The organism is Streptomyces sp. NPDC002790 (assembly GCF_040295505.1).
Taxonomy (GTDB): Bacteria; Actinomycetota; Actinomycetes; order Streptomycetales; family Streptomycetaceae; genus Streptomyces.
In genome coordinates, this window is record NZ_JBEOVM010000009.1 from 20,509 (window position 1) to 45,716 (window position 25,208).

The following is a 25,208-nucleotide window of genomic DNA, read 5'->3' on the forward strand; positions in this document are numbered from 1 at the left end:
CTGCGCGGGACCGTCGGGTTGTCAATGCGAATGATGTGGCAGCTCGTAAAATATGCAGGCCGCGGCCGTCGGTTGGGGGGTGCGTTTCCCCGTGTCCTGCAAGGTTCCGTTCTCGCGGATTTTGAGCACGAGGAGTTCCTCGCTGGATATGCAGGCCACGACCAGGTACTGGCCATCCGGAGAGATGTCGCACCCCCTCGGCCATGTGCAGTCGAGATTCAGGATCTGTAGACGTGTGAGTCGGCCGGATTCCTGATCAACCATGAAGGTGGTGATGCACTCGAATCCGGAGGTGTTGTCGCTTGCGCCGCGCGTGATCGCGTAGAGGCGGGTGCCTGAGGCGTTCAGTTTCAAGTCCTGCTGTTCGAACTTTCCGCCTTCTGGGATCCTGCTCTTGAGCCACCTTCCCGGTACCGGCTCCACGGTATTGACGGGAGTCAGATTTCCCTCCGTGTCGTAGGTGAACGCACATACCTCGTTCACGGCTTCGTTGTTCATGAAGAAGTACGGTTTGTGCGGATGGAAGGTGCAGTACCGCGGGGCGGACCCGCTCGGGCGCGCGTGTTCGGATGTGCGGATGAGTTCGTTCCGGTCGCGGTCGATTCGGAAGAAGCTGATTCGATCGCTTCCCTTGTCGCACACGGCGAAGAGGTTGCCGCTCGGGTCGGGGACGCAGCAATGCGGGTGAGCGTTTGCTTGATTGGCATTCGGGCCGGACCCGTGATGTTTGTACATGTCGTAAGGCTGGCCAATGACACGATTCTCGTCGACAGGGAACAGAGCCGTCGTGGAGTCTCCGTAATCCGTTGTGACATGCCACGTGCCGTCCCGCCCCTTCTCGCTCTTCGTGACGGGAGCCGAGGTGCCGTGGTTCGAAACCATCAGGTACCTGCCGGTGCCGTCCACTGCGGGCATCGACGGCATTGCGGCGTATGTGCGTGCAGCGCAGATCTGCGTCAGCTCGCCGGAGTCGGCGTCGATGGCGAAGGAGATCACCCGGCCGCCGCCTCCCGTCTCCCCGGGCAGGTCGGCCTTGGAATCAACGACGTAAAGCGCGTCATTCTTGGGAGTGACAAAGAAATCTCCGACGCTGATGTCGTCCGCGACGGCCGTCTTCAGCTTCAGGTCCCCTGTCCTGGGGTCGAACTCGTAGAGCCACAGGCCCTGTTCGCCGCCCAGGTGCGACCAGGCTCCGACGGCCAGGAACATCGTGCTCGTACGGGTTCCGGCCACGGCCCGTGCAGGTACGGTGCCGGCGAAGAGGCTGAATCCGAGGGCGACCGTTCCCTTGGCCACGGCCCGCCTCCCTATCGCGTGCTTGTCCATCGCGTTCCTCCGCATGGGTGCCAGGACTGCTCTTCGCGTGATCGTGGCGGCCAGAGCGAGCGGCTTGTAAGCGGCCGGAACGCAAACTAAGTGTGTGTCTGTCGGACGTGGGTCTCCGGTCGGCCCGGGGGGCATGGGCCATGCCCCCGGGCCGACCGACGGAGTTACTGAGCTACTCCGAGGTGGCCACCGTGGTGCTGAGATCACCTTCCGTACTGTTCTCGCGTTCAGTCTCAGTGGACTTGTCGGGCAGTACTGCGAACGCCACCGTGGCGAGGGCGATCGACACGAGTATGGCGATGACCATCGGGGCGGCGCTGTTCTCGCCCGCGATGCCGACCAGCGGTGAGATCGCCGCGGCGAGCAGGAACTGCAGGAAGCCCAGGAACGCCGATCCGGTCCCGGCGTGCTTGCCGGTCTCGGCCAGCGCGAGCGTGGTGGCGTTGGCGAAGATGGGGCCCATCGAGCCCTGGAACACGGCGAACAGCACGAGCGTCGGGACCGTCGGTACGCCAGCCGAGACACACACCGCCAAGCCGACGGCCGACAGTACGGCGACGGTCAGTCCGACCGCGATCATGCGGCGGTACGGAACGCGCCCGGCCAGCGCGGCGGCGACGGCACTGGTGGCCACGACGACCAACGCGTTGAGGCCGAACAGCAGCGAGTACATCCCCGACGACAGGCCGATGACCTGCTGCATCACGAACGGCGACGCCGAGATGTAGGCAAAGAGAGCCGCGAAGGCGAAGCAGAAGGTGAGGAGATAGGCGACGTAGGTCCGGCTGGTCAGGGTCTCCCGGACGGCGGAGAACGTCGCGCTCAGGCCACCTCGGGCGCGTGCGGACTTCGGCAGTGACTCGCGCACCCACACCAGTGTGCAGACGGAGGCCAGCAGGGCCAGGGCCGCCTGGACCCAGAACACCGCTCGCCAGCTCGCGAAGGCGACGATCGCGCCGCCGGACAGCGGGGCGACGACCGGAGCCACCACGTTGATGATCATCAGCACGCCGAGCAGCCGCGCGGCCGCCTGACCGCGCGAGGTGTCGGAGACGACGGACCGGGCCAGCACGACGCCGGCCGCGCCGCTGAGTCCTTGCAGGAACCGGCCCAGGGCCAGCAGTTCGACATTCGGAGCCAGCGCGCAGGCGACCCCGGTGACCGCGCAGATCGCGGTGCCGAGCAGCAGCAGCCGACGACGGCCGAGCGCGTCGGACATCGGCCCGATGAACAGTTGGCCCAGGCCGAGACCGGCCAGGCACGCGGTGAGTGTCAGCTGTACGCCGGTGGCGGTGGTGCCGAGTTCCTGGGCCATCGCGGGGAACGCGGGCAGATACATGTCCAGCGCCAGCGGGGCGACAGCGGTCATCAGGGCCAGGGCGGCGATCAACCGGCCAGTGACGCGAACGGGGGTGTCTTCCATCTGTGCTTCCGATCCACAAGAAGTGAGCGTGGCAGTTAGTTATGAGCTAGATATATATCTCTAACATATCTGATATGGTCGAACTCATGACTGCGGCCCGAAACCATGCGGTCGAGCAGCGAAGGCTCGCCACGGTGCTACGCGACCTGGGTTGGACGATCCATCGCTTGTTGCCCGAGGTGGCTGGGCTGGAGCCGCTGTCCAACAGCGAGTTGGCCGTGGTCAAGCAGGTTCTTTCGACGCCGGGCGTGACAGGCGGCGAGATCTCCCGCCGCTTGGGCATGCGGCAGAGCAATGTCAGCGCCGCCGTTCGCGGGCTGGTGGAACGCGGGCTGGTCGAGCGGGAGCGCAGCGCCGAGGACCGCCGGATCACCTGGCTGCTCCCGACGGAGAAGTCACTCGGTGCCGTGGAGTCGATCGCTGTCACGTGGTCAAAAACCTTGCGATCGGCGCTGTCCGAACTCACTCCGGAACAAGCCGACGCCATCGAGTCCGCCACGGACGCGCTGCGGGCGCTGGACACGGTGCTGCGCGAGGGCCCCGGCCCGGAGTCCTGACCTCGCCCGGTCGGTTTCCGCGTCGGCCGTCCCCGGGCGAGCCGCCGTCCCCGGGCGAGCCGCCGTCCCCGGGCGAGCCAATGGAGAGAGGGCATGCGCGATCCGTGGGGAAGCGCTCGTACTGCACGTTGAGGTTGAGTCCCAGCGCGCTATCCAGCCGTCTGCCGCGTCACTACTTTCGTAGCCGTGATCAGTCCCGTGTGTCTGGAAGACGACGGGAAGAAACGGCTAGCGAAGGTGGCTGGGATGATTCGAGGCAGTGTCTTGATAGTCGGTGGCGGGATCGGTGGCCTGTCCACCGCGATCGCGTTGCAGAACGCCGGATACGAAACCCGCATCCTGGAGCTGCAGGAGGGCGTCCACTCCTCTGTCTACGGAGTGGGGATCATTCAGCCGGTGAACGCGCTGCGGGCGCTGTCGATGATCGGCTGTCTCGAGGAGTGCCTGGCCGCCGGCTACGCCAGTAAGGCCTGGGGGCGGATGCTCGACGTTGATGGCAACGAGATCCGCGAGGTGCCAGGAGCGGTCATCCCGGAGTCCGGTCTGCCGTCGATGAACGGCCTGACCCGGCCCAAGCTGCACAAGATTCTGACGGACAAGGCGCTGGAGGTCGGCGTCGTCATCACATACGGCGCGACGTTCACCGAACTGACCGAGCACGCCGGTGGCGTTGATGTGTCCCTCAGCGACGGCGGCACGGTCACCGTCGACATGGTGGTCGGTGCGGACGGCGTCAACTCCAAGGTGCGCCCGTACGTGTTGGGCGAGGACGGGCCGCAGCCGAAGTACCTGGGCCAGTCCGCGTTCCGGGTGAACATCCCGCGTGAGCCGGAGATCGACCGGATCGTGCTGCAGCACGGCCCGGCGGGAATGGCGGGATTCGTTCCGATCGGCCCCGACCTGGCGTACCTCTTCTACAACATGAACTGGGAGGAGGGGCGTCGGCTGCCGCAGGAGCAGACCGCGGAGCAGCTGCGCAAACACCTCGCACCGTTCGGCGGCCTGACCGGCCGCGTGCGTGACAAGTACCTGGACGACCCGTCCGCGATCGTCTTCAGGCCGGAGGAGTGGCTGATCGCCCCGGCGCCCTGGCACCGCGGCCGGATCGTCCTGATCGGCGATGCCGTGCACGCCGTTCCGCCGCACCTCGGGCAGGGAGCGGCGCAGGCCATCGAGGACGGCGTCGTGCTCGCCGAGTGCCTGTCCGACTCCGGGGACCTGGAGTCCGCCTTCTCGGCCTACGTCGGTCGCCGCTACGACCGCTGCAAGCTGATCGTGGAGTCCTGCGTGAAGATCGGCCACTACGAGATGGACCCGGCCGGCCACCCCGACTTCGACCATGCCGGGCTGACCCAGCACTGCCTGGAGACGATGGTCAAGCCGCTCTGAGGGGGGTTGAGCCGATGTCTCCTTGCGTGTGAGGTCAAACCAACCGGTGGCGGCGGGGCGGGTCATCAGGCTGGTCATGCCTGCTGCCCGGGCGCAGGCGGTCACGGTCAGCTTGCCGTCGCCGAATTTTGAGCGCTGCACCATGCCGTCTGCGGTGAGCCGTTGACCGTGTCATCGTCCACGGTCACCTTGCCGGGCTTGCCGAGTCGCTGCCCCGCCGCACCGGACACCGGGAGGGACCGTTCGTCGGTGGTGTGTCCCGTGACCCGCAGCGATGCGGTGTCCACGCGCGCGGTGCCGCCCTCGACCGTGAAGTCGACTGCGCTGCCGTGCACTTGGGGCGGCTTGGTCGAGGCGGCGTCGTCCGACGGCGACCCGGCGGTGGCGGGCACTTCAGGCGCTTCGACCGCCGTCAGTACGCCTCCTCCACCAGGTCGATCAGCGCCTGTCGTGACACCCCGGCCTCGCGGGCTCGCGTACACAACTCCCTTACCGTGCCCCGGATTTCGCTCGCGCCTTCGCCGGTGGCGACGACCACTGCGCCGCGGCCACGGCGGAGTTCGATGACACCTTCTTCGCGCAGGGCCTGGTAGCCGCGTAGGACTGTGTGAATGTTGACGTCGAGGGAGTCGGCGAGGGTGCGGGCGGCCGGGAGGCGCTCGCCGGTCGAGACCTCGCCGGCGGCCACGGCGCGGCGTACGCAGGCGGCGATCTGTTCGCCAAGTGGCGTACGCGCGGCCGGGTCCACGCGGAAGAGCACCGTCAGCTCACCTTCTCGCGCCGGGCGAGCGCGTTGAAGAGGGCGGCGCCGGTACGGGCGTCGTCGACCGTCACGCTGAACTCCCGTCCGGAACGCCGCTTGACGGCCAGCGCCTCACCACCGCGCACCACGACACCGGAGCGACCGGGGCGCACCCGGTAGCCCCAGCCGCCGAAGTCTCCCAGCGGGCTGACCTGCCGTACCAGGGCTTCGCCCGCGTCGAGCGGCACCCGGGCCTCGGGCCAGGGCAACACCCCGAACCGCACCCGCAACCCCCGCGCGTCGACCCGTACTCGTACCCGACCGAAGCAGGTGAGCAGCACTCCGACCGGAAGCACGATCACGAACGGAGACCAGCCGTACAGGCCGAGCCTGGCCGCACCGACCGCCGCGAGTGCGACGCCCGCGGTCAGGACGACCTCGTTGACGGCGGTACGGGTCCACACCGCGCGTTCGCCCGCGCGAAGTTCCATGTACGGAGGTGTGTCGCCCGCACCCGTGCCTTCCCCCTCCGGGACCGGCACTCGCGCGATCAGTAGCCGGCCGAGCAGCGCGGACAGCAGGCCGACTCCCGCGGCCGTGCCCATCTGCCACAGCGGAAGGGACGCCCCCGCGCCGTCGGACAGGCCGCGGTTGACGATCACGACGGCGGAGAGGATGTAACCGATGAATCCGGCGACACCCCAGCCCAGGACCACGGTGAACCGGGTGGAGCGCGCCTCGCGGCCACGGCGCACGGTGATCGCGAAGAGAGCGCCGAGCGCGGCCAGGGTCACCAGCGCGCTCACGGCGTACGAGGTGAGCGAGGCAGTCCCGTCGACGTCCCCGCCGAGCCCGAAGTGGGTGCCGAGTTCGTCGGGCAGGTCACCCGAGACGACGGCGACGATCACCGCGAACGCGATGAGGGCGAGCACGTACGGCGCCGCGGCGACGGCGGTGAGGGTGCGGGTTCTGCCCGCTCGCGGTGTTCCCATGACGACCCTTCGCAGTAGTTCGACTTGTTCGCATTGTATGCGAACAAGTGGGAGGGATGGAAGATGGAACACCGCGTCGTGCCGGCTGACGGGTGAGCCTGCCGCTCGGCCCGCAAAAGTCGGGGAAGCGGCGGAGGACGTCGGGGCCGTCTCGGTACTGTCGTTTCGCATGACCGACACGGAGATCGAGATCACTGCGGACCTGGTCCGTGACCTGTTGCAGGAGCAGCACCCGGACCTTGCGGGGTTGGCCGTCCGCGAGGTGGCGGGCGGCTGGGGGAATCAAATGTGGTGTCTCGGGGCGAGTTGGCCGTGCGGATGCAGCGCATGGCCCCACCCCCGAGAGCCAGTTCAACGAGCGGCGCCGGCTTCCCGTGCTGGCTCCGCGTCTGCCGCTTCCGGTGCCGAACCCGGTGCGGTTCGGCGCACCGTCCGCGCGCTTCCGCGGGCACTGGACCGTGATGACGTGGGTCCCCGGCGTGCCGCTGGACCACGGCGTGATCAGTCGCGGCGCGCACGCGGCCGAGGCTCTGGCGGGTTTTCTCAGGGCGTTGCATGTGAAGGCGCCCGCGGAGGCGCCGGTCGCCGAGGACCGCGGCGCCCATCCCAGGAACTACACGGACGGCTTCGAGGACTTCATCCAGGCCGTTGTCCCCGACGGCCTCGCCGGCGATGTCCGGGCTGTCTGGGGGGACGCCGTTGCGGCCCCTGGGTGGGAAGGTCCGCCGGCCTGGGTGCACGGCGACCTGCATCCCGCGAACGTCGTCGTCGCGGACAGAACGCTCTCGGGCATCGTCGACTTCGGTGACATGTGCGCCGGCGATCCGGCGTGGGGCCTTGCTGCCGCATGGGTGCTCCTGCCCGCGGGGAGTGCCTCGCGGTTCTTCGATACGTACGCGCGGGCAGACGGGGCGACGATCCGGCGCGCCCGCGGGCTGGCCGTCAGGAAGAGCCTCTTCCTGATGCTCATGGGACAGAACGGCGACCGGGGTTTTCCCGGCGGCAAGCCGCACTGGGGGCCTGCCGGCCGGGCGGCACTCGAGCGTGTGCTGAGAGGCAGTTCGATGTAGCCACGGGGCGACGAGTCGACGCCCCGTGGACGCCGCTCGTCCCCGCTGGTCACATCAGGCCCAGTCCGCGGCCTCGGCGAGAGGACCGGCCAGCATGCCGCCGTCGACCAGGAAGTCGGAGCCGGTGCAATAGCTGCTCTCGGCGGAGACCAGGAACGCGATGACGTGCGCGACCTCTTCGGGTTCCCCGATTCGCCCCAGGGGGACCGTGGAGCCGGAGTGCCCCTTGTTCCGGCGGATGCTTTCGCGCTGCCCCGCTCCCTGACCGCCCATCATCGTGTCGACGAAGCCGGGCAGCACGGCGTTGACGCGAATGCCGTTCGCGGCGAGTTCGAGCGCCGCCTGGCGGGTGATTCCGCGAATCGCCCATTTCGCAGCGCTGTACGAGCCGAGGCCGGGTTGGCCCACGGTTCCGGCCACCGACGAGACATTGACGATGGAGCCGCCTCCCGCAGCGCGCAGCGCGGGGGCCACCGAGCGGATCCCGAGCCATACGCCCGTCTGGGATATGGCTACCACCCGTTCGTAGTCCGCGGTCGAGGTGGATTCGATGGTGCCGTCCAGTGCGATGCCTGCGCAGGAGACCAGTGCATTCACTTTCCCGAAGCGTTCCTCCGTCGCCGCGACCAGGCCGGTCCAGTCCGTTTCGCAGCTGACGTCCACGTGCGTGTACATGGCCTTCGGGCCGAGTTCGGCGGCGAGTTCCTTACCCTCTGCGTCCTGGATGTCCGCGATGACGACGTCGGCTCCTTGTGAAACGAGGAGCCGTGCTGTGGCTCGGCCGATTCCATGCATGGATGCGCCGCCGGTGACGATGGCGGTCACGTTTTCTAGACGCTTCATAGTTGCTCCTCCTGCCGGCTTTCCTGGCGGGTCTGTGGTGCGGGGTCGGCGCCGATCCGTGCGTAGACCGCGGGCCGCCGTGCCCTGAGCCAGGTGCCCAGGACGGTCCCGGCCAGAGCGACGAAGACAAGCAGCCACGGAAGTGAATTGATCAGCGGCGAGGAAACCCCGGTGAGTTTGTCGAAGTTCTTGACGATGAGGACCACCAGCACGGAGAGGCCGACGAAGGCGGCGGCAGTTGCCGCGAGGGTGCCCCGCAATCGCTCGGTGCGGCGCGCGACGTAGGTGCCGATGGCCGCGGCGGCCGCGACCTGGAGCAGCATGACGCCGAGGGTCCCCACGCCCGTCATCGAGGTCACGACAGTCAGGTAAGGGTCAAGACCGGTGCTCGCGGCAACGACGACGACGAGGAGATTCACCGAGCTTTGGAGGAGGCTCGCTCGTGACGGTGTGCGGTGCCGCGGATGCGGGGAGCCCACCCACCGGGGCAGCAGTCCCTCGCGTCCCGCTACGAATACGTAGCGATTGGCGACATTGTGGAGGGCGAGGAGTGAGGCGAGCAGGCTCGTCAGGTACGTGATTTGCATGACGGTGGTGAGCGCATGGCCGGCGTACGTGTCGCTCAGGGTGAAGAACGTGTTCCCGAGTTCCTTCGACGCGACCGACTGCACCTTGTCGGGCCCGATGGCTCCGACCGCGATCCAGGACGAGAGGAAGTAGAAGACCGCGATCACCACGACAGACAGGAACGTGGCACGGGGCACGGTCTTGTGCGGTTCGGCCGTTTCCTCGCCGTACAAAGCGGCCGACTCGAAGCCGATGAAGGACAGCAGGGCGAACATGAAGCCGAGCCCGATCGACTTCGCATCTGAAACCGTGTGCGGCGAGAAGATCGAGAGTGGGAAGGCGTCGGCGCCGCGGTTCATGACCATCGCGATGTCGAGGATGATGATGGTCGCGACCTCTGCCGCCAGCAGGTAGACCAGCACCCGCGCCGCTACGTCGATTTCGCGATAGCCGAGGAAAGCGACGACGGCGATGGCAGCCACCGACAGCACCGGCCACGGTAGGTGAAGCCCGAACACGGAGCCAGCGATGAGGTTTCCGAAGTATCCGAACCCGGCGACACAGGTCAGGGCCACCGCGTTGTACGCGACGATGGCTACGAAGGAGGCGGCCACGGCGGGCGGCCTGCCCAGGCCATGGGCGACGTACTTGTAGAAGCCGCCGGAGCCGCTCATCCGCCGGCTCATCGCCGCGTATCCGACGGAGAAGAGGAGGAGGACGGCTCCCGCGACCAGGAACGCGAGAGGGGTGGCGGCCCCGCCGCCGAGTGCGAAGCCGAGGGGGATGATGCCGGCGATGCACGAGATCGGTGCCGCCGCGGCAACGACCATGACGGTGATCTTGGAAGTGGTCAGTGTCCCCTTGAGGTTGGCCGACTCACGGGCTGCGGGCGGGGCTTTCTTCGCAATGGCCATCTTGTCCTTTGCCTTCGTCGCGGAGCGGACCCCGGGGGAGTGTGATGCGGGTGGAAGTCGAGCCGACCGTAGCCACCGGCGAGGAGCCGGTCTTTGTGTAAGTGCGAGCAAAAACGCGGGGGCTTCATCGGAATCGTCAGTCGCCGAGAATGCGCCACGTGACGTCGTCCGGCCTCCTGCCGAACCCCACAAGTACGGAGGCGTGTGTTGCAGGAATCCGTAGATCCCGCAGGCCCGCCCACGGGTGACGCTTGGCCGCGAAGCCCGGGGCCGCCCGGGGCACCTTGTGACCATCCGAATCCGCCCGCCCGACGCAGGGGAGCCACGTTATGAAGAATCCCGGTGCCATGTCGGCGCCCCGCACGACACCTCTGGAAACCTGGCAGCCGGAAGGCGTGACACTACGGTCCGGGACCCCCGCGGGCCGCGGCTTCACCCTCTTCGAGGACCACCGTGACGGCGCCCGGGCCACCGGCTTCTTCGAGTGCGACCCCGCCGTCACCGAGTACCTGCTCGAGTACAACGAGTTCATCTACGTCATCGAGGGACAGGCGCGCGTCGAGCTCGACGACGGCAGCGCCGTCGAACTGGGCCCGGGAGACTGCGCGTTCCTCCCGAAGGGCCACCGCTCCACATGGACGTTCAGGTCGACGTTCAAGGAATTCTGGGTCCTGTGCGACTGACCAGGACCCGGCGTTCGCGGTCCACCGGATGAACAGCCGGTGGACGCCATGAAGATGACGAGCCTAGGCTCCGGGAGTGGCCTTGGAAGACAACCTGCGTACGCTGTCCGACACCATCCGGGAGCGTCTTCCCGCCCTGACGGACGCGATCCAGCACCGTCTCAGGGAAGAGGTGCCGGAGTACTACGTACGAGACGATCCGCGCCTCGCGGCCTCGGAGACCGAATCGATCATGTCGTCCCTCCGGGACATCCTCGACGGGCTCACCGGGAACCGCGAGGCCCCCGCCACCGCCTCCGATGCCACGCTGCGCGAGGCACGGCTGGCCGCGCAGGCCAACCTCGACCTCCATGCGCTGCTGCACACGTCCCGGGTGGCGCAGGCATGCCTGTGGGACGTGTTCCTCGAAGTCGCCAACGAGCACATCCAGGACGACGAGGAACGGCTCGACATGCTGCGGCGCGTCAGCAAGTTCCACTTCGCCTGGAACGACCGCGTCACCGCTTCCATCATCGACACGTACCAGAAGGAGTACAGCGCCTTCTATCTTCAGGGACGCGACCGCAAACGACGCGCCATGGTCCGCGACATCCTGGCCGGACTGCCCGTCGACGCCGCCGCGCTCGGCTACCAGCTGCGCGGCCGGCATCTCGCCCTCATCGCCTGGGGCGGTTCGCCGGAAGCCGCCCTCAAACGCATCGCCACCACCTTCGGCTGGCAGGTGCTGACCGTGGCGGGCTCGGACGACACGGTCCTCGCCTGGCTGGGCCGACCCGGCACCAAATCCACCGGCGACCAGGACGTGTCCGCGGTCGACTTCGGTCCCGACACCTACGTGGCCTGCGGGCAGTACGCCAACGACGTCGAGGGTTTCCGGCTCAGCCACCGCCAGGCCTGGCAGGCATACCGGGTCGCCCGGATCTCCGCACGCCAGGTGACCTGGTACCAGGACGTCGCCCTGGAAGCCCTGGTGTTGCGTGATCTGACAGCCGTCAGCGACTTCGTGTCCCAGGAGTTGGGGCCACTGCACGGAACCGGTGAGCGGGCACGTGTGCTGCGCGGCACCCTCGTGGCCTACTTCGCCAGTGGACAGAACGCGGCATCGACCGCGACGGTCATCGGTGTGCACGAACGCACCGTCGCCTACCGGCTGCGTTCCATCGAGAAGTGGCTCGGGGTGTCCGTCTCCGCGCGCCGGGACGAACTCTCCGTCGCCCTGCGCCTCTTCGAACTCCTGGAGTCCCGGCCGCGCGACGCGGGCGGCGAGACACCCGTCGCCCTGCCCGCCGCCGGGCCGCTGCTGTAACCGGACCCCTCAGGCACCGGGTTCCGTCAGGAATCCACGCAAACACCTGCGGTCCTTGACCGGAAAGTGAAGTACCACCGCCCCGGTGTCATGCCGCACCGTGGAGCACTCCACTGCCCCCGCCGACTCGCGGCCGGGGCAGCAACCGCCATGCGTGGGTGCGTATGTACCCCGGTGACGCCCCGCCCACCCCGTACCCGGCCCACCGGGAAGGTGTCCTGTGAAACCACCACCGTTCGCATACGAGTCACCCGAGACACTCGACTCGGCCGTCGCCGTGCTCGCCGACGTCGGCGACGAGGCCAAACCACTGGCCGGCGGCCAGAGCCTCATCCCGCTCCTGAACCTGCGCTTCGCCTCACCCACGACGCTCGTCGACCTCAACCGCCTGACCGGCCTGGACCACATCCGTGTGGACGGTGACACACTGCGCATCGGCGCCCTGACCCGCCACAGCACCGTGGAACACAGCCGCGACGTAGCCGTGCACCACCCGCTCCTCGCCCAGGCCATGCGTTTCGTCGCGCATCCGCAGGTGCGCAACCGCGGCACCCTCGGCGGCACCGTCGCGCACGCGGACCCCGCCGCCGAAATCCCCCTGGTCATGCTGCTCGCCGACGCACGCTTCACGGCCCGCTCCCTGCGCGGTGAACGCGAGCTCGCCGCGCGGGACTTCTTCGTCTCCCTCTATACGACGGTCCTGGAACCGGACGAGATCCTCACGGAGGTGTCCCTGCCGATCGCCCCGCCGCGCCACGACCGGGCCCGCGGCAGCTCGTTCCAGGAGTTCGCACGACGGCACGGTGACTACGCGATCGGGGGCGCGGCAGCCGTCGTGGAACTGGGCCTGGACGGTGTCTGCACCGATGTCCGCCTCGGCCTGCTCGGCGCCGGCGGAACCCCCCTGGAGGCGGGCGAACAGGCACGCGCACACCTGCTCGGATCCGAGGTCACCGCCGAGGCGGTGCGCGCCGCCGCCCACGAGGCGACCACCGGCATCAGCCCACCGGCCACCCTGCACGGAGACACCAGGTACCGGACCACTGTGATCACCGAAATGGCCATGCGGGCACTGCGTGGCGCGACCGACGCGGCCAAGGAGGCACGGACATGAGCAGGCACATCGAGGTCGCGGTCGAGGTCAACGGGGAGCGATACGTGCGCGACGTCGAGCCGCGGCTGCTGCTGTCTGATTTCATCCGTCACGAACTGCACCTGACCGGAACACATGTCGGCTGCGAACACGGCGTGTGCGGTGCCTGCACCATCCTGCTCGACGGTGCACCGGTCCGCGCCTGCCTGATGCTCGCCGCACAGGCCGACGGGCACCGCATCCGCACCGTGGAGGGCCTGGGCGAAGACGGCGCGTTCACACCGCTACAGGAAGCGTTCCGAACGTGCCATGGCCTCCAGTGCGGATTCTGCACACCCGGATTCCTGATGACATTGCAACCAGTCGTGGACGCCGGAGCCGCACTCACCGACGACGAGGTGCGCGAAGCCATCTCCGGCAACCTGTGCCGGTGCACCGGGTACCAGCAGATCGTTGGCGCCGTCCAACTGGCCCTGGCCGCAGGGGAAGACGGTGTCTTGCCGCACTCCGGCAAATCCGCTCCGACTCTTGTGCCTGAGTGCACTGTGGCCCCAACCGCACCGGCACAAGACTGAACACGTCCCGCACACGACGGGGCACCCCACCCAAGGAGGAACACACGTGATCCGGCATGTCTTCATGTGGCAGGTGGCCGACGGCAACGACCCCGAGGAGGTGGTCGCCCTGCTGAACAAGCTCAAGGGCCTTGCCAGCCTGCGCAGTTGGGAACTGGGCAAGCGCACCGGCGACCCGGGCGACAACGGCACCCCGTGGGACGGCGTACTCATCAACGACTTCGATGACTGGCAGGGCCTGGAGGACTACTCCGTCGACACACTGCACACCGAAGTGGTCGCCCAGCTGATGCCCAAGCTCGCCGCCCGCGCGGTCGTCGACTTCGAGAAGGGGGTGACGGTGTGACCACCACTCCGTCCCCGTCGCGCGCCGGAGTCCGGGCCGCGTCCAGCCCTTGGGGCCCAGACGACCAGCTCGGTGCCCTCAACCTGCTGTCGCCCATCGCCGGGGCCGCGGTGCTGGCCCGCGCGGACGGCCGCCACGTCTACGACCTCAGCGTCGACTACTACGTGGGTATGCCCAGCTTCCAGGCGGCCGGCGACCCCGCGTACCAGATCTACATGAGCCACACACCGGGCGGAACCGCGGTGGACAACCTCAACGGCGCCGGTGAACAGGTCAACCGCCATGTCTGCTACTCCGGCGACGTGGTGTTCATGTACACCCACACCGGAACGCACATCGACGCGCTCAACCACTTCGGCGTGGACGGGCAGATCTACAACGGCTTCACCCCCGAGGAACACCTCGGCAGCAGGCACTGGACCAAGGGAGGCGCCGAGCAGATCCCGCCGATCATCACTCGTGCCGTCCTCCTCGACGTGGCGCGACTCAAGGGTGTGGAGTGCCTGCCCCCGTCATACGCGATCACCGTCGACGACCTGCGTGCCTGTCTGGACGCCGCTGGAACCGAACTCGCCCGGGGGGACGTGGCACTCGTGCGCACCGGCCGGATGGCGTACTGGCCCGACGGCGCCAAGGTGCTCGGCAACCCGCCCGGCCTCGGCCTGGACGCGGCGCGCTGGCTCACCGACCAGGGGATCGCTGCCGTGGGCGCGGACCAGGAGTGTGTCGAGGTGGGCCCGTCGGAGCACGAGGACAACTGGCTGCCGGGACACTGCCACTTCCTCGCCGAGGCCGGTGTCCCGATGATCGAGCTGTTGAACCTGGAGGCACTCTCCCGCGACGGACACACCGAGCTCTGCCTGATCGCCGCGCCGATCCGGCTGCGGGGAGCCAGCGGGGCACCCCTGCGTCCGCTCGCGCTGCCGCTGCGCCCCGCAGCCACGACGCAGGACGGCACCTCATGAGGATCGCGGTCGTCGGCGGCTCGCTGGCGGGACTGCACGCGGCGGTCCTGCTGCGCGACGCCGGTTTCGAGGTGGACCTGTACGAACGCTCACCGGCACCCCTGTCGGGCCTGGGCACCGGCATCGTCGTACAGCCGGAAGTGGTGCGCTATCTCCTGGAGCGCACCGCCACCACCCTCGAGGAGATCAGTGTCTCCTCCCACGTGATGCGTTACCGCAGGGCCGATAGCGGTGACCTCCTCGGAGAGATACCGGCCGGCTGGCGTTTCACCTCCTACAACTCCCTCTACCAGGGGCTGTTGCAGTCCTTCGGACGCGAGCGCTACCACTGCGGACGGGCCCTGATCGGCCTCGACCAGGACGCCGACCGCGCCGAACTCCGCTTCGCCTCGGGGGAACGCGTGACGGCCGACCTCGTGGTGTGCGCCGACGGCGGCTTCTCCACCGCGCGACAGCGGCTGCTCGGGCTGCAACCCGAGTACTCCGGGTACGTCACGTGGCGCGGGGTCGCCGACCGGGACACGGTGTCCGGTGAGACATGGGACCACTTCGACGAGGCCTTCACCTACGGGCTGCTCGACGACGGGCACATCATCGCCTACCCCATCCCCATGACGGGCGCCACCTCCTCGGTGACCCGCGGCCTCAACTTCCAGTGGTACTGGAACGTCGAGGGCGCGGCCCTCGACGAACTCATGACGGACACCAGCGGGGTGCGCCGGCCCGTCTCCGTCCACCACGGCGCCCTGCGGCCCGAGGTCCTCGCCGAGTTCCGCGGCAGGGCGAAGGAGGGGCTCGCCGGGCCCTTCGCGGAACTGCTGCACGCGGCGGCGGAGCCGTTCGTCACGGTGATCGCCGACAGTGACGTGCCCACGGTCCGGGTCGGCCGGTTCGTGCTCATCGGAGACGCGGCGATCACCCCGCGGCCGCACGCCGCCGCGGGCGCGGCCAAGGCGGCCGCGGACGCCTGGGACCTCGTGTCGTCCCTGACCGGATCCGCGGACGACCCTCTGGCCGCGCTGCCCGCATGGGAGGCCCGGCGCCTTGCCGTCGGGCGCGCCTATCTGCACAAGGTGCGCCGCATGGGAGACGTCCTACAGAACGGCGGACCGTTCGAACCGGGCGACCCGGCCAACCAGTTCGGTCTCGCCACCGCCGCGCGGTCCTGACCGGACCGCCACCAGAGAGGACCACGCCGTGCAGTTGAACAACGAAATCCGGGTGCCGCTGCCCATCGAGGACGCCTGGAAGCTGCTCACCGATCTCGAACGGGTGGGGCCCTGCCTGCCCGGCGCCTCGATCACGGGCCGGGAGGGCGACGACCACCTCGGCCAGGCGAAGATCAAGGTGGGGCCGATCACCGCCAACTACAAGGGCACCGCCCGCTTCACCGAACTCGACGAAGCCGCCCACCGGGCCGTCCTGACCGCCTCGGGCCGCGAGGCCCGCGGCGGCGGAAACGCCTCGGCCACCGTCACCGCGGAACTCGTCGACAAGGGCGCCGAGACCCAGGTCGTCCTCGTCACGGACCTGGCCCTGTCCGGCAAGGTCGCGCAGTTCGGCCGCGGGGTGATCGCCGACGTCAGCTCGGCACTGCTGAACACCTTCAGCGAGCGCCTCGCCGAGCTGCTCGAAGCCGACAGCGCGCCGCCCGAGCCGACGACACCCGGTCCGCCCGCGCCCACCCGTGCGGCGACCACGAGCGGTCCGGCGCCCGTAGCGGACGAGGCACTCGACCTCCTGGCACTCACCCGCGGCGCGGACGCACTCCGGTTGCCGAAACCGGCCGGCTACGCCGCTCTCGCCCTGCTCTCGCTGGCCATCGGCTGGCTGCTGGGGCGCGGTTCGTCATCGAGAGGCTGAGTCCGTGCGGCGCGGCCCATCTTCCGTGCAGTTGTCCCTAGGAGAGAACGTGGCAACGAACGAGATGGAACCGGGATTGACGCCGACCTCGGCCGCCGAACCACCGCGGGACGAGCCCGGCGGCCTCAAGCCGGCCACACTCACCACGAACCAGGCGCTCGGTCTCGCCGTGGTCGTCTTCAGTCCCGTACTGACCGCGGCGACCGTCGGTGTCCTCATCGGCGGCGCGACAGGCAGCTCGGGCTGGCTGTCCGTGCTCGCCGGGGCACTCGTGATGACCTGCATCGGGGTGGCCATCGCACCCTTCGCACAACGCCACGTGGCCTCCGGCGCGTTGTACTCCTACGTCGGTCATGTCTTCGGCGGCGCCGCCAGGTTCGTGGCCAGTGCCTCGCTCGCCGTCGGGTACCTGGTGGGCCTGATGGTCGTGCTGGGCGCCCTCGGGCTGTACGCGGGGAGCATGTTCTCCTCCGTGTTCGGCATATCGGCCGCCAACGGATTCGTCGGGCAGGCGGTCATCTACGCGGTCACCATGGCGAGCGCCGCGCTGCTGGCGTTCAAAAGCCTTGATGCCTCGGCGAAACTGAGTATCGCGCTGCTGTTCCTCTCGGCGCCCGTGGTCCTCGCCGTCCTGATCGGGAACCTCTTCTCGGCCGGGTTCGACTTCATCGGCCAGTTCACGTTCCATGACTTCTCGTTCAGCGGATTCTCGTTGGGGCTCGCGCTGAGCACGACCTTCACCGTCGGCTTCGAGACCAGTGCGGCGACGGCGCTGGAGACGAAGGACCCGGTCCGCACCGTGCCCCGCGTCATCATCCTGGTGCCCGTCATCGTCGGCGGCATCGCCGTCGTCGCGTCGTTGCTGTCGGTGCCCAGCCTCGGCGCCCTGGCGGACCGGATCGCCGCGGGCGAGTCGCCGGTCGCCGCCATGGCCCACCATGCGGGCCTCGGCTTCCTCGCCCAGGCCTCCGACATCGCCCTGGTGGTGACCTGCTATGCCATCGTCGTCGGATTCATGAACTACGCCCCCAGGGTGTGGGCGGCGATGGCGAACGACGGCCTGTTGCCCGCCGCCATCGGCCGCGTGGCCCGACGCACCAGGACTCCCGGCACCGCCATCCTCGTCATGGCCGTACTGACCGCGGCCCTCCCGCTGGCGCTGGCCGCCATCACGGGAGCGGGGCCCATGAAGCTCTACCAATACCTCGCCACACTGTTCCCGTACCTCTGGGTCGTGCCCTACATCCTCATCTGCGGCGGAGCCATCGTCCTCCTGCACCGCGAGGGTGAACTGACCGTGGCCAAGGCGTTCGCCTGCGCGGTCGGCGCGCTCGCCACCGGCTGGCTCTACCTCAACTCCCTTGTCAATCCCACCGGTACGGCCCTGGACGCCATGACATGGATGGCCCCGGTGTCGATCGTGGCGATGATGCTCATCATGGGCGCGCGGCGCCTGGTGGCGCGCCCCCGCAACACGACCGAGGAGACCCGATGACGTACGACACCCTTGTCGTCGGAGGCGGCTTCGCCGGCCTCCGATGTGCCCGCGAACTCGCCGCCGCCGGCCAGTCGGTGCTGCTGCTGGAAGGCGGTGACCGGCTGGGCGGCCGCGCCTACCGCCGCCGTTCGGCCACGTCCCCCGGCCTGGAGGTCGAGATCGGCGGCGCGTACGTCCACCGCCATCACCACCCGCGGGTCGCGGCGGAGATTGAGCGGTACGGGGTCAGGACGGAACCGGCCGCCGAGGCCACCGTCTTCCGCAACCGGCTCGGCCCCGGCGGCCGCGACGCGGCGCTGCCCATTCCCGTGGAAGAGGCGGCGGAGGCCGAAGCGGGCCTGTACCGCCTGCTGTCGGACGCCCACCGCATCGATGTCGACGCGGGCCTGGACGCACAGGGTCTGGACGACCTCGACATCTCCCTTCTCACCTACGTCGATTCACTGAAGCTGCCCCCGGTCACCCGCCAACTGGTGCTGTCCTGGGGCTGGAACATGATGGGGCAGCCGGTCACCGAGGCGTCCGCGCTCTGGGCCCTGCAGTTCGTCGCCGCACACGGATACAGCGTGCTGGGTGTCGTCCTGTCCATCGACGAGGTGCTCAGCGACGGTACGACGGCGCTGGTCGAGGCGATGGCCGCCGAGGTGCCCGACATCCGGCTCGGGGCCGTCGTCGAGAGCGTCCGCCAGGGCGGCGCGGGTGCCGAGGTCGTCGTGCGCGGCGGGGAGGTACTGACCGCCCGGGACGTGGTCGTCGCGACGCCGCTGAACACATGGCGCACCGTCACCTTCGACCCGCCGCTGCCCGCGGACCGCGCCCCGGTGGTGGCACAGGGCCATGGCTGCCGAGGCCTGAAGATCCTCGTTCAGGTCACCGGGGTACCGGCGGGCATCTCCTGCACCGGCGATGGTGTCTTCCCGACCCTCTACGACTACATGGCTGCCGAGGACGGCGGCCGGATCCTGGTCGCGTTCACGGATTCCGGTTCCTTCGACCCCACCGACCCGGCGGCGGTCGAGGCCGCCGTCCACCACTACCTGCCGGAGGCCACGGTCGTCGGTGTCGACTACCACGACTGGTCGAGCGACCCGCTGTTCCTGGGCCCATGGGTGTCGCCGAGAGTGGGCCAGTTCAGCCGCGTGCACAAGGCGCTCGGCGAGGCACACGGCCGGGTGCACTTCGGGGGCTCCGACGTGTCACTGCGGTTCCCCGGCTACATCGAGGGAGCGCTGGAGACCGCCGACCGGGCGGTGGGGGAGATCCTGCACGGGCGGCAGTCCGTGTGACAGACCTCGCGACTTGTGCCCCCGCTCTCCGGTGAATTCCCGACGGGCGGGGGCACAAGTCATGTCTCAGAAGGGTTCGTTCGGCCGCTGCGGTGGGCCGGCGACCAGCCCCAATACGTGGTCCGCCCACGCCCGGTCGTAGCGCTCGAGCCGCGGAAACCCCTGCCCCGGCCGCCCGGTCCAGTGGTACGCGACCCCCGGATTGTGCGCCGCGTACCGGTGGCCCACGAAGAAGTGCGGGCTGCCCTGCACCTGGGGCCCCTGGGCGGCCCGGAAGTGCCGGAACACCTCGGCGTGGCCAGCGCCCCGAGCCAACTCCCTTTCCAGCGCCGTGACATCGACCGTCGGGCAGGTCTCGGCCGCCGCCAGGATCTCGGCGTGCACGCTGATGCACCGGTGGTCGCTGTAGAAGGCCGTGCGCAGCGCCGCGTCGAGGTCGTCGGAGGCGCGGAGTCCGCCCACACGGGGGTCCTTGGCGGCCTGGACGGCGGCCATGGCCGGGAAGGTCGTGACGGCGTACGCCGAGTCGGGCTCCCGCCACAACCGCCAGCCGACCTCGGGAACCAGTCCGGCGATCGCGACGACCTCCATGTCGATGACCGGCTTCGGGGTCGGCCGCCGGTTGAACAGCTCCAGTGGGAACGCCCGGTGGTCGACGAGCAGCGTCGCGCCCTTGGCAGCCGCCCTGTCCCGCAGCACGTTCAGGGCCAGAGCGGCCCACGGGCAGCCGATGTCGGACCATACGGTGACCACGGCCGGGTCGTCCGCGACCACGGTGGACCGGCCGCCCGGCGCGGGCGAGGCCGCTCCCCGGCTCATCGCTCACCCGCCGCACGGCTCAGCTCGAACAAGTCCTGGGGGTGGACAGGAATGCGCCGCACGCGCAGTTCCCCGCCCAGCGCGTCGTCGACGGCCCCGGCCACGGCCGCCCCCACCGCGATCATTCCCACCTCACCGAGTCCCTTCGCGCCCAGCGGGTTGTCCGGCGTCGGGGCGTCCTCCGTGACGAAGAACTGCACCGGCGGTACCTCTCCCGCGCCGGGCAACAGGTAGTCCATGAACGAGGTCGCGAGCGGCTGGCCCTGCTCGTCGTACTGGAACTCCTCGAACAGCGCGCCACCGATGCCCTGCGCCGCCGCACCGATGATCTGGCCCTCCGTGGTGAGCGGGTTGATCATCCGTCCGGCCTCGGTGCTGGTGAAGAACCGGCGGATGGTGTGTCCCCCGGTCGTCGGGTCGATCTCCAGTTGCACGAGGGTGACGCCGTACGGATAGTTCATGTGCTCGTCCACGTATACGGCCGAGGCACGCAGTCCGGGCTCGTCCCCGGCGAGACGGGCGCTCCAGGTGTCCCAGCGCTCGGCGACCTCGGCGAGCGTCAGGCGCAGCTCCGGCTTGCCTGCGACCTCGACCCCGCCATCGGCGGCCCGGAGGTCCGCGCCGTCCACCTCCAGCAGCGTGGCGGCCACCCGCAGCGCCTTGTCCAACACCTTCTGGGCGGCGGCGCGGGCCGCGCCACCGGCGAGCACCGTGGAACGGCTCGACCAGGACCCGACCCCGTCGGGCACGAGGTCCGTGTCCCCGTGCATGACGTCGATGTCCCGCGGTGCGACGCCCAGTTCGTCGGCCACGATCTGGGCCAGTACGGTCTCGACGCCCTGGCCGACCGACGACGCCCCGGTCAGCACCCGGACCCGCCCGGTGCCGTCGACCTCGACGTCGGCCGTCTCGTAGAGACCGAGGCCCGCCTTGTCCATGAGGACACCGATGCCGTTGCCGACGAGCCGTCCTTCCTCCCGCAGCCGGTGTGCGTCCTCGCGCCACGCCTCGTAGTCGGCGGCGTCGAGCGCCTTGCGCAGATGGTCGAGGACGTCGCCTGAGTCGAAGCGGTAGGGCTCGAAGACGATCTCGAAACCCGGCTGCCAGGGCAGATCGGACGTGGTGAGCACGTTTCGCAGCCGCAGTTCGACCGGGTCGATCCCGATATCCCGTGCGGGCAGGTCGAACAGCCGCTCACGAGCGAAGGTGCCCTCGTACCGGCCGGGCGCGCGATAGGCGGACAGCGGCGTCTTGTTGGTGGTCACGGCGTGCAGTTCCGCCCGGTAGGCCGGGACGCGGTACGGCCCCACGACCATGCCCGCGGTGATGTCACTGACCAGGGGCTCGACCTGACGCAGAAACGCGCCGTGGTTGTGCCAGATCTCGTCCCGCAGCCCCAGCAGCCGTCCATCGGCGTCGAACGCCCCCTCGATCCGGTGCACCTGCTCGCGGGCGTGCGCGATGGACACCATGTGCTCGACGCGGTCCTCGATCCACTTCACCGGACGGCCGAACAGCCGCGCAGCATGGGCTACCAGGACGTACTCGGGAAAGGTGCCACCGCGGACACCGAAGTTGCCGCCGATGTCGGTGTGTCGCATCCGGACACTCGTCAGGGGCATCCCCAGCATGCGGGCCAGGATGCGACGGCAGTCATGCACGTGGACCGTGCCCCACACCCACAACTGGTCCCGCCCCGGGACGGGTTCGACGACGCAGCCACGTGTCTCCATCGGGACACCGCTGTGCCGCCCGACCTTGAACTCGCCGCGTACCACATGTGCCGCCTCGGCGAACGCCCGCTCCGTGTCCCCGTACTCCTTGACGAAGGAAGCCGGTTCGTTGCCCGCCTCGTGCAGGACCGTGCCGCCGGCGGCGGCCTCGACCGGGTCGAGCACCACCGGCAGTTCCGCATAGTCGACCTCGACCAACTCCGCCGCGTCCTCGGCCACGTACGGATCCTCTGCGATCACCGCGGCCACCGGCTGGCCCACGTAGAGCACCCGGTCGTCGGCGAGCACCGGATGGCCATAGTCGTCGAGCCGGGGGAACAGCTCGTGGTACCCCGCCTCCTCCAGCGGCACCCGACCCAGCGCACGCACATCCTCACCGGTCAGGACCGCGCGCACACCGGGAAGGCCCCGCGCGGCCGACGCGTCGACCGAGGTGATCCTGGCATGCGCGACGGAGGCGCGAACGACCCTCATCCACAGTTGTCCCGCGAGATCGACGTCGTCCACGAAGGCACCTCGCCCCCGCAGGAGGCGTACGTCCTCACGACGAGGTGTACGGGCGCCCACATGGCTCCCGGTTGGCTGGTCCATGTCCGCGGTGCTTTCCGCGGTGTTCGACACACTCATGAAGGCGCTCCTCCTGCGATCCGGGATGCATGCGATAGGGGATGTCTGAATTATCGGAAGCCGCGGCGGTCCGGTCCTTTGCGGAATCCGTACAGCTCGGGCCCCGGTTGTCGGGCATTCGCAGGGGCTTCGCCCATGGCACGGACCCGATACTGGCGCGGCACCGTGCCACGGACGAGCACGGTGTACATGGCCTGCGCATCTCCGGACTCCGGCCCGGAGGCGACAGGAAGGGAAGGACTCACTGGTGGCAAAGCCCGTCGACAGCCCGATGCCGAACCCCATGCCGGAGGAGGAGATGCTCAACTGGGGACGTCTCCTCCTAGACGGACTGCCGTACGCGGATCTGGTCGCGGCCCGCGACAGGGCCGGCGATGTGTCGTGGTTCGACCACTGGATGGCCGCGGCCGACCGCTACGAGGCTCTGGCCGACGACTCCCTGCGCACCGGACATCGGCGCACGGCGGCGGAACTGCTGCTGACGGGAGCACTTGCGGCGCAGTACGGCCAGTTCCTGTGGTTCGACGAGCGGCGGCAGCGCGGCCAGCGGCGAAAGGCGGAGCTGTACCGCCGCGCGGCGCCACTGCTCGACCCGCCGGCGCACCGCTTCGACCTGCCGATCGACGACACATCGATCCCCGGCTACCTACGTGTCCCGCCGCTGCCGCCGCACGCAACGGCGCCACAGCCGTGCGTCGTGCTCATCGGCGGGCTCGAATCGACGAAGGAGGAGAGCTTCCGCTTCGAGGAACTCCTGCTCCAGCGAGGCATGGCGGTCGCCACCTTCGACGGCCCCGGCCAGGGCGAGATGTTTTCCCGGACCCCGCTGCGCGGCGACTTCGAGCGGTACACCTCGACGGTGGTCGACGCGCTCGTGGACGACCCGCGCGTCGACTCAGGCCGGATAGCCGTCCTGGGCCGCAGCCTCGGCGGCCACTACGCGCTGCGCAGCGCAAGCCTGGATCCACGTCTCGTCGCCTGCGTCTCCTGGGGAGGGTTCGTCGACATGGACGAGTGGGAGGCCGAAACCCCGATGACCAAGGAGAGTTGGCGCTATGTCAGCCAGATGGACACCCTCGATGAGGCGCGCGCACACGTACGCAAACACCTGGACGTCCGCCCCGTACTGCACCAACTCCGAGTACCGACCTACGTGTTGCACGGCTCCCTCGACGAGATCCCCGACGCTGAACTCGACGTCCTGCGCGAGTGCGCGCCGCACGCCCCGCTGGACATCGTCGTCGAGCCGCTCGGCGACCACTGCTGCCACAACCTCGGCCCGGAACCCCGCCTGAGAATGGCCGACTGGCTGGCGGACAAGCTGGGAACGGCTGATTGAGTGCTTCGCCGGTGAGTGCGTGCCGGTGGGCGATCCACTTTTCCCCTTGCGACGACTTGTGGCGGCACCAGTGCTGCGCGATCAAGGCCACTGTCCGGCCCCGGCGGTTCGCTTCACAAGACTCGGCATCACCACAGACATCACTGCCGAAGCGCAGAGTTGTTCAGCCTGGCGAGCGCTTGCGCCGCCGTTCCGTTTCACGGGGCGGGGGCGGTACGACCCCTCAGGCGGACCCGCGAGACACCAAGCTCATCTCAAGCACCTCGGTGCGCGGCCCCGCGCCGCCGATCATGTCGAGGGCGAGGCGGGCCGCGACGTGGCCCTCCTCCACGAGGGGCTGTGCGACCGTGGTCAGCGGCGGTGTCGAGGTCTCGGCGATGGCGTGACCGTCGAAGCCGACCACGGCGACGTCCTCGGGGACCTGCCGCCCGGCGGCGTGCAGCGCGGCGAGCGAGCCGACGGCGATGCGGTCGGAGCCTGCGAGGATCGCGTCGATGTCGGGGTGTGACTCCAGGAGGCGGGCCGTCGCGGCGAGACCGGCCGTGGTGTCCCAGCCGGTGTGTACGACGAGGGCCTCGTCGAGGCGGGACCCGAGCACCTCCGCGTAGCCGCGCCTGCGGTCGACGGTCGCCGGGTTGTCCGCGGGGCCGAGGACGACGGCCATCCGTTCCCGCCCGTCGGCGAGCACCCGTTCCGCGGCGAGGCGGGCGCCGCGCACGTCGTCGGAGTAGACCGTCGAGAAGACGCCGTCGTACGGAGAGTCGTCGAGCTGCCCGCACAGGACCACGGGAAGACCGGTGCCGGCGAGGGATTCCAGCAGGTCACTGCCTCGGTACGGGGTGAGGTGGACGACCGCGTCGACCGAGCGGCGGCCGAAGCTGCGCAGCGCGAGCGCGCGCTCCGATTCGCTGGAGGCCTGGATGATCACCGGCAGGAAGCCGCTGCCCGTCAGGCCCTCCGCGACGCCGCGCAGCACTCTGCCGTACGTCGGGTCGTCGAAGAGTTCGTCCAGCGGCTCGGTGACCAGGACGCCCACGGTCTCCGCGCGCCCGGTGGCCAGGGCGCGGCCCCGCGCGTTCATCACGAAGCCGGTGCGCTCGATGGCCTCTTGCACGGCGCGCTTCGTCTCGGCCGTGACGAGGTCCGAGTCGTTGATCGCGCGGGAGGCAGTCGCACGGGAGACCCCCGCCTCGCGGGCGACATCGCCGATCGTCACGGAGCGCGGGGCGCCGGGCTTGCCTCGAGGCATCGG

Annotated in this window: 23 protein-coding genes and 1 pseudogene; 14 read left to right on the forward strand and 10 right to left on the reverse strand. The window is 69.3% G+C overall.

All coding sequences use genetic code 11. The features are described 5' to 3' along the window. Nucleotides 1-21: 21 nt before the first annotated feature. Both ABT004_RS07510 and ABT004_RS07515 read right to left on the reverse strand, forming a co-directional pair. Nucleotides 22-1,296 carry a lactonase family protein gene (locus ABT004_RS07510; RefSeq protein ID WP_351332347.1) on the reverse strand — a complete coding sequence of 425 codons (1,275 nt, stop codon included), beginning with the start codon at nt 1,294-1,296 and terminating at the stop codon, nt 22-24. Nucleotides 1,297-1,498: 202 nt separating this feature from the next. Further along, entirely contained in the window at nt 1,499-2,749 is a 1,251-nt protein-coding gene (locus ABT004_RS07515; RefSeq protein ID WP_351332350.1) for a multidrug effflux MFS transporter, read from the reverse strand. Nucleotides 2,750-2,823: 74 nt separating this feature from the next. On the opposite strand from ABT004_RS07515, the gene ABT004_RS07520 reads away from it, so the two are divergent. After that, nucleotides 2,824-3,306: a MarR family winged helix-turn-helix transcriptional regulator gene (locus ABT004_RS07520; RefSeq protein ID WP_351332353.1), complete on the forward strand. Its 483-nt coding sequence runs from the start codon at nt 2,824-2,826 to the stop codon at nt 3,304-3,306. Between the two features lie 246 nt (nt 3,307-3,552). Next, complete coding sequence (locus tag ABT004_RS07525) at nt 3,553-4,695, forward strand: FAD-dependent monooxygenase (RefSeq protein ID WP_351332355.1); 1,143 nt, start codon at nt 3,553-3,555, stop codon at nt 4,693-4,695. A 107-nt stretch (nt 4,696-4,802) separates the two neighbouring features. Here the strand turns inward: ABT004_RS07525 and ABT004_RS07530 are convergent, their stop codons facing one another. Genes ABT004_RS07530 through ABT004_RS07540 form a run of 3 tightly spaced genes read right to left on the reverse strand, consistent with a single transcriptional unit; the run spans nt 4,803 to nt 6,429 of the window. Next, nucleotides 4,803-5,087 carry a hypothetical protein gene (locus ABT004_RS07530; RefSeq protein WP_351332358.1) on the reverse strand — a complete coding sequence of 95 codons (285 nt, stop codon included), beginning with the start codon at nt 5,085-5,087 and terminating at the stop codon, nt 4,803-4,805. 20 nt (nt 5,088-5,107) lie between these two features. Beyond that, nucleotides 5,108-5,455: a GntR family transcriptional regulator gene (locus ABT004_RS07535; protein WP_351332361.1), complete on the reverse strand. Its 348-nt coding sequence runs from the start codon at nt 5,453-5,455 to the stop codon at nt 5,108-5,110. Nucleotides 5,456-5,457: 2 nt separating this feature from the next. Next, on the reverse strand, nt 5,458-6,429 hold the full coding sequence (locus ABT004_RS07540; protein ID WP_351332364.1) for an SdpI family protein: 972 nt from the start codon (nt 6,427-6,429) through the stop codon (nt 5,458-5,460). Nucleotides 6,430-6,598: 169 nt separating this feature from the next. Between ABT004_RS07540 and ABT004_RS07545 the strand changes: the two are divergent. Further along, a pseudogene (locus ABT004_RS07545) lies at nt 6,599-7,499 on the forward strand (aminoglycoside phosphotransferase family protein). A 54-nt stretch (nt 7,500-7,553) separates the two neighbouring features. Here the strand turns inward: ABT004_RS07545 and ABT004_RS07550 are convergent. Continuing rightward, nucleotides 7,554-8,324 carry an SDR family NAD(P)-dependent oxidoreductase gene (locus ABT004_RS07550; protein ID WP_351332367.1) on the reverse strand — a complete coding sequence of 257 codons (771 nt, stop codon included), beginning with the start codon at nt 8,322-8,324 and terminating at the stop codon, nt 7,554-7,556. A 14-nt stretch (nt 8,325-8,338) separates the two neighbouring features. Further along, nucleotides 8,339-9,823 (reverse strand): APC family permease, encoded by a 1,485-nt coding sequence (locus ABT004_RS07555; protein WP_351332370.1) that lies wholly within the window; start codon nt 9,821-9,823, stop codon nt 8,339-8,341. A gap of 329 nt (nt 9,824-10,152) precedes the next feature. Here ABT004_RS07555 and ABT004_RS07560 point away from each other — a divergent pair, with 329 nt between their 5' ends. The 10 genes from ABT004_RS07560 to ABT004_RS07605 all read left to right on the forward strand — a co-directional run bounded on the left by ABT004_RS07560 (nt 10,153) and on the right by ABT004_RS07605 (nt 19,438). After that, nucleotides 10,153-10,506: a cupin domain-containing protein gene (locus ABT004_RS07560; protein WP_351332373.1), complete on the forward strand. Its 354-nt coding sequence runs from the start codon at nt 10,153-10,155 to the stop codon at nt 10,504-10,506. A gap of 76 nt (nt 10,507-10,582) precedes the next feature. Then, nucleotides 10,583-11,812, forward strand: coding sequence for a PucR family transcriptional regulator (locus tag ABT004_RS07565; RefSeq protein WP_351332376.1), 1,230 nt, complete (start codon nt 10,583-10,585; stop codon nt 11,810-11,812). Between the two features lie 220 nt (nt 11,813-12,032). Further along, nucleotides 12,033-12,926, forward strand: coding sequence for an FAD binding domain-containing protein (locus ABT004_RS07570; RefSeq protein ID WP_351332379.1), 894 nt, complete (start codon nt 12,033-12,035; stop codon nt 12,924-12,926). Continuing rightward, a complete protein-coding gene (locus ABT004_RS07575) occupies nt 12,923-13,480 on the forward strand; it encodes a (2Fe-2S)-binding protein (RefSeq protein ID WP_351332381.1) in 558 nt (185 codons plus the stop codon). The genes ABT004_RS07570 and ABT004_RS07575 overlap by 4 nt, the downstream gene beginning before the upstream one ends. Nucleotides 13,481-13,526: 46 nt before the next feature. Then, nucleotides 13,527-13,826, forward strand: coding sequence for a Dabb family protein (locus ABT004_RS07580; RefSeq protein ID WP_351332384.1), 300 nt, complete (start codon nt 13,527-13,529; stop codon nt 13,824-13,826). Continuing rightward, nucleotides 13,823-14,791, forward strand: a complete 969-nt coding sequence (locus tag ABT004_RS07585; protein ID WP_351332387.1) for a cyclase family protein — start codon at nt 13,823-13,825, stop codon at nt 14,789-14,791. The genes ABT004_RS07580 and ABT004_RS07585 overlap by 4 nt, the downstream gene beginning before the upstream one ends. Continuing rightward, on the forward strand, nt 14,788-15,960 hold the full coding sequence (locus tag ABT004_RS07590; protein WP_351332390.1) for an FAD binding domain-containing protein: 1,173 nt from the start codon (nt 14,788-14,790) through the stop codon (nt 15,958-15,960). Before ABT004_RS07585 ends, ABT004_RS07590 begins: the two co-directional genes overlap by 4 nt. Nucleotides 15,961-15,988: 28 nt before the next feature. Continuing rightward, nucleotides 15,989-16,654: an SRPBCC family protein gene (locus ABT004_RS07595; protein ID WP_351332393.1), complete on the forward strand. Its 666-nt coding sequence runs from the start codon at nt 15,989-15,991 to the stop codon at nt 16,652-16,654. A gap of 49 nt (nt 16,655-16,703) precedes the next feature. Further along, nucleotides 16,704-18,149 (forward strand): APC family permease, encoded by a 1,446-nt coding sequence (locus tag ABT004_RS07600; RefSeq protein ID WP_351332396.1) that lies wholly within the window; start codon nt 16,704-16,706, stop codon nt 18,147-18,149. Further along, a complete protein-coding gene (locus ABT004_RS07605) occupies nt 18,146-19,438 on the forward strand; it encodes a flavin monoamine oxidase family protein (RefSeq protein ID WP_351332398.1) in 1,293 nt (430 codons plus the stop codon). The genes ABT004_RS07600 and ABT004_RS07605 overlap by 4 nt, the downstream gene beginning before the upstream one ends. A gap of 66 nt (nt 19,439-19,504) precedes the next feature. Here the strand turns inward: ABT004_RS07605 and ABT004_RS07610 are convergent, their stop codons facing one another. Both ABT004_RS07610 and ABT004_RS07615 read right to left on the reverse strand, forming a co-directional pair. After that, complete coding sequence (locus ABT004_RS07610) at nt 19,505-20,257, reverse strand: DsbA family oxidoreductase (RefSeq protein ID WP_351332401.1); 753 nt, start codon at nt 20,255-20,257, stop codon at nt 19,505-19,507. Continuing rightward, nucleotides 20,254-22,617 (reverse strand): xanthine dehydrogenase family protein molybdopterin-binding subunit, encoded by a 2,364-nt coding sequence (locus ABT004_RS07615; RefSeq protein ID WP_351332404.1) that lies wholly within the window; start codon nt 22,615-22,617, stop codon nt 20,254-20,256. Before ABT004_RS07615 ends, ABT004_RS07610 begins: the two co-directional genes overlap by 4 nt. 247 nt (nt 22,618-22,864) lie before the next feature. Here ABT004_RS07615 and ABT004_RS07620 point away from each other — a divergent pair, with 247 nt between their 5' ends. After that, nucleotides 22,865-23,956, forward strand: a complete 1,092-nt coding sequence (locus ABT004_RS07620; protein WP_351332407.1) for an alpha/beta hydrolase family protein — start codon at nt 22,865-22,867, stop codon at nt 23,954-23,956. A gap of 223 nt (nt 23,957-24,179) precedes the next feature. On the opposite strand, the gene ABT004_RS07625 is transcribed toward ABT004_RS07620, so the two are convergent. Further along, a complete protein-coding gene (locus tag ABT004_RS07625; RefSeq protein ID WP_351332410.1) occupies nt 24,180-25,205 on the reverse strand; it encodes a LacI family DNA-binding transcriptional regulator in 1,026 nt (341 codons plus the stop codon). Nucleotides 25,206-25,208 lie beyond the last annotated feature (3 nt).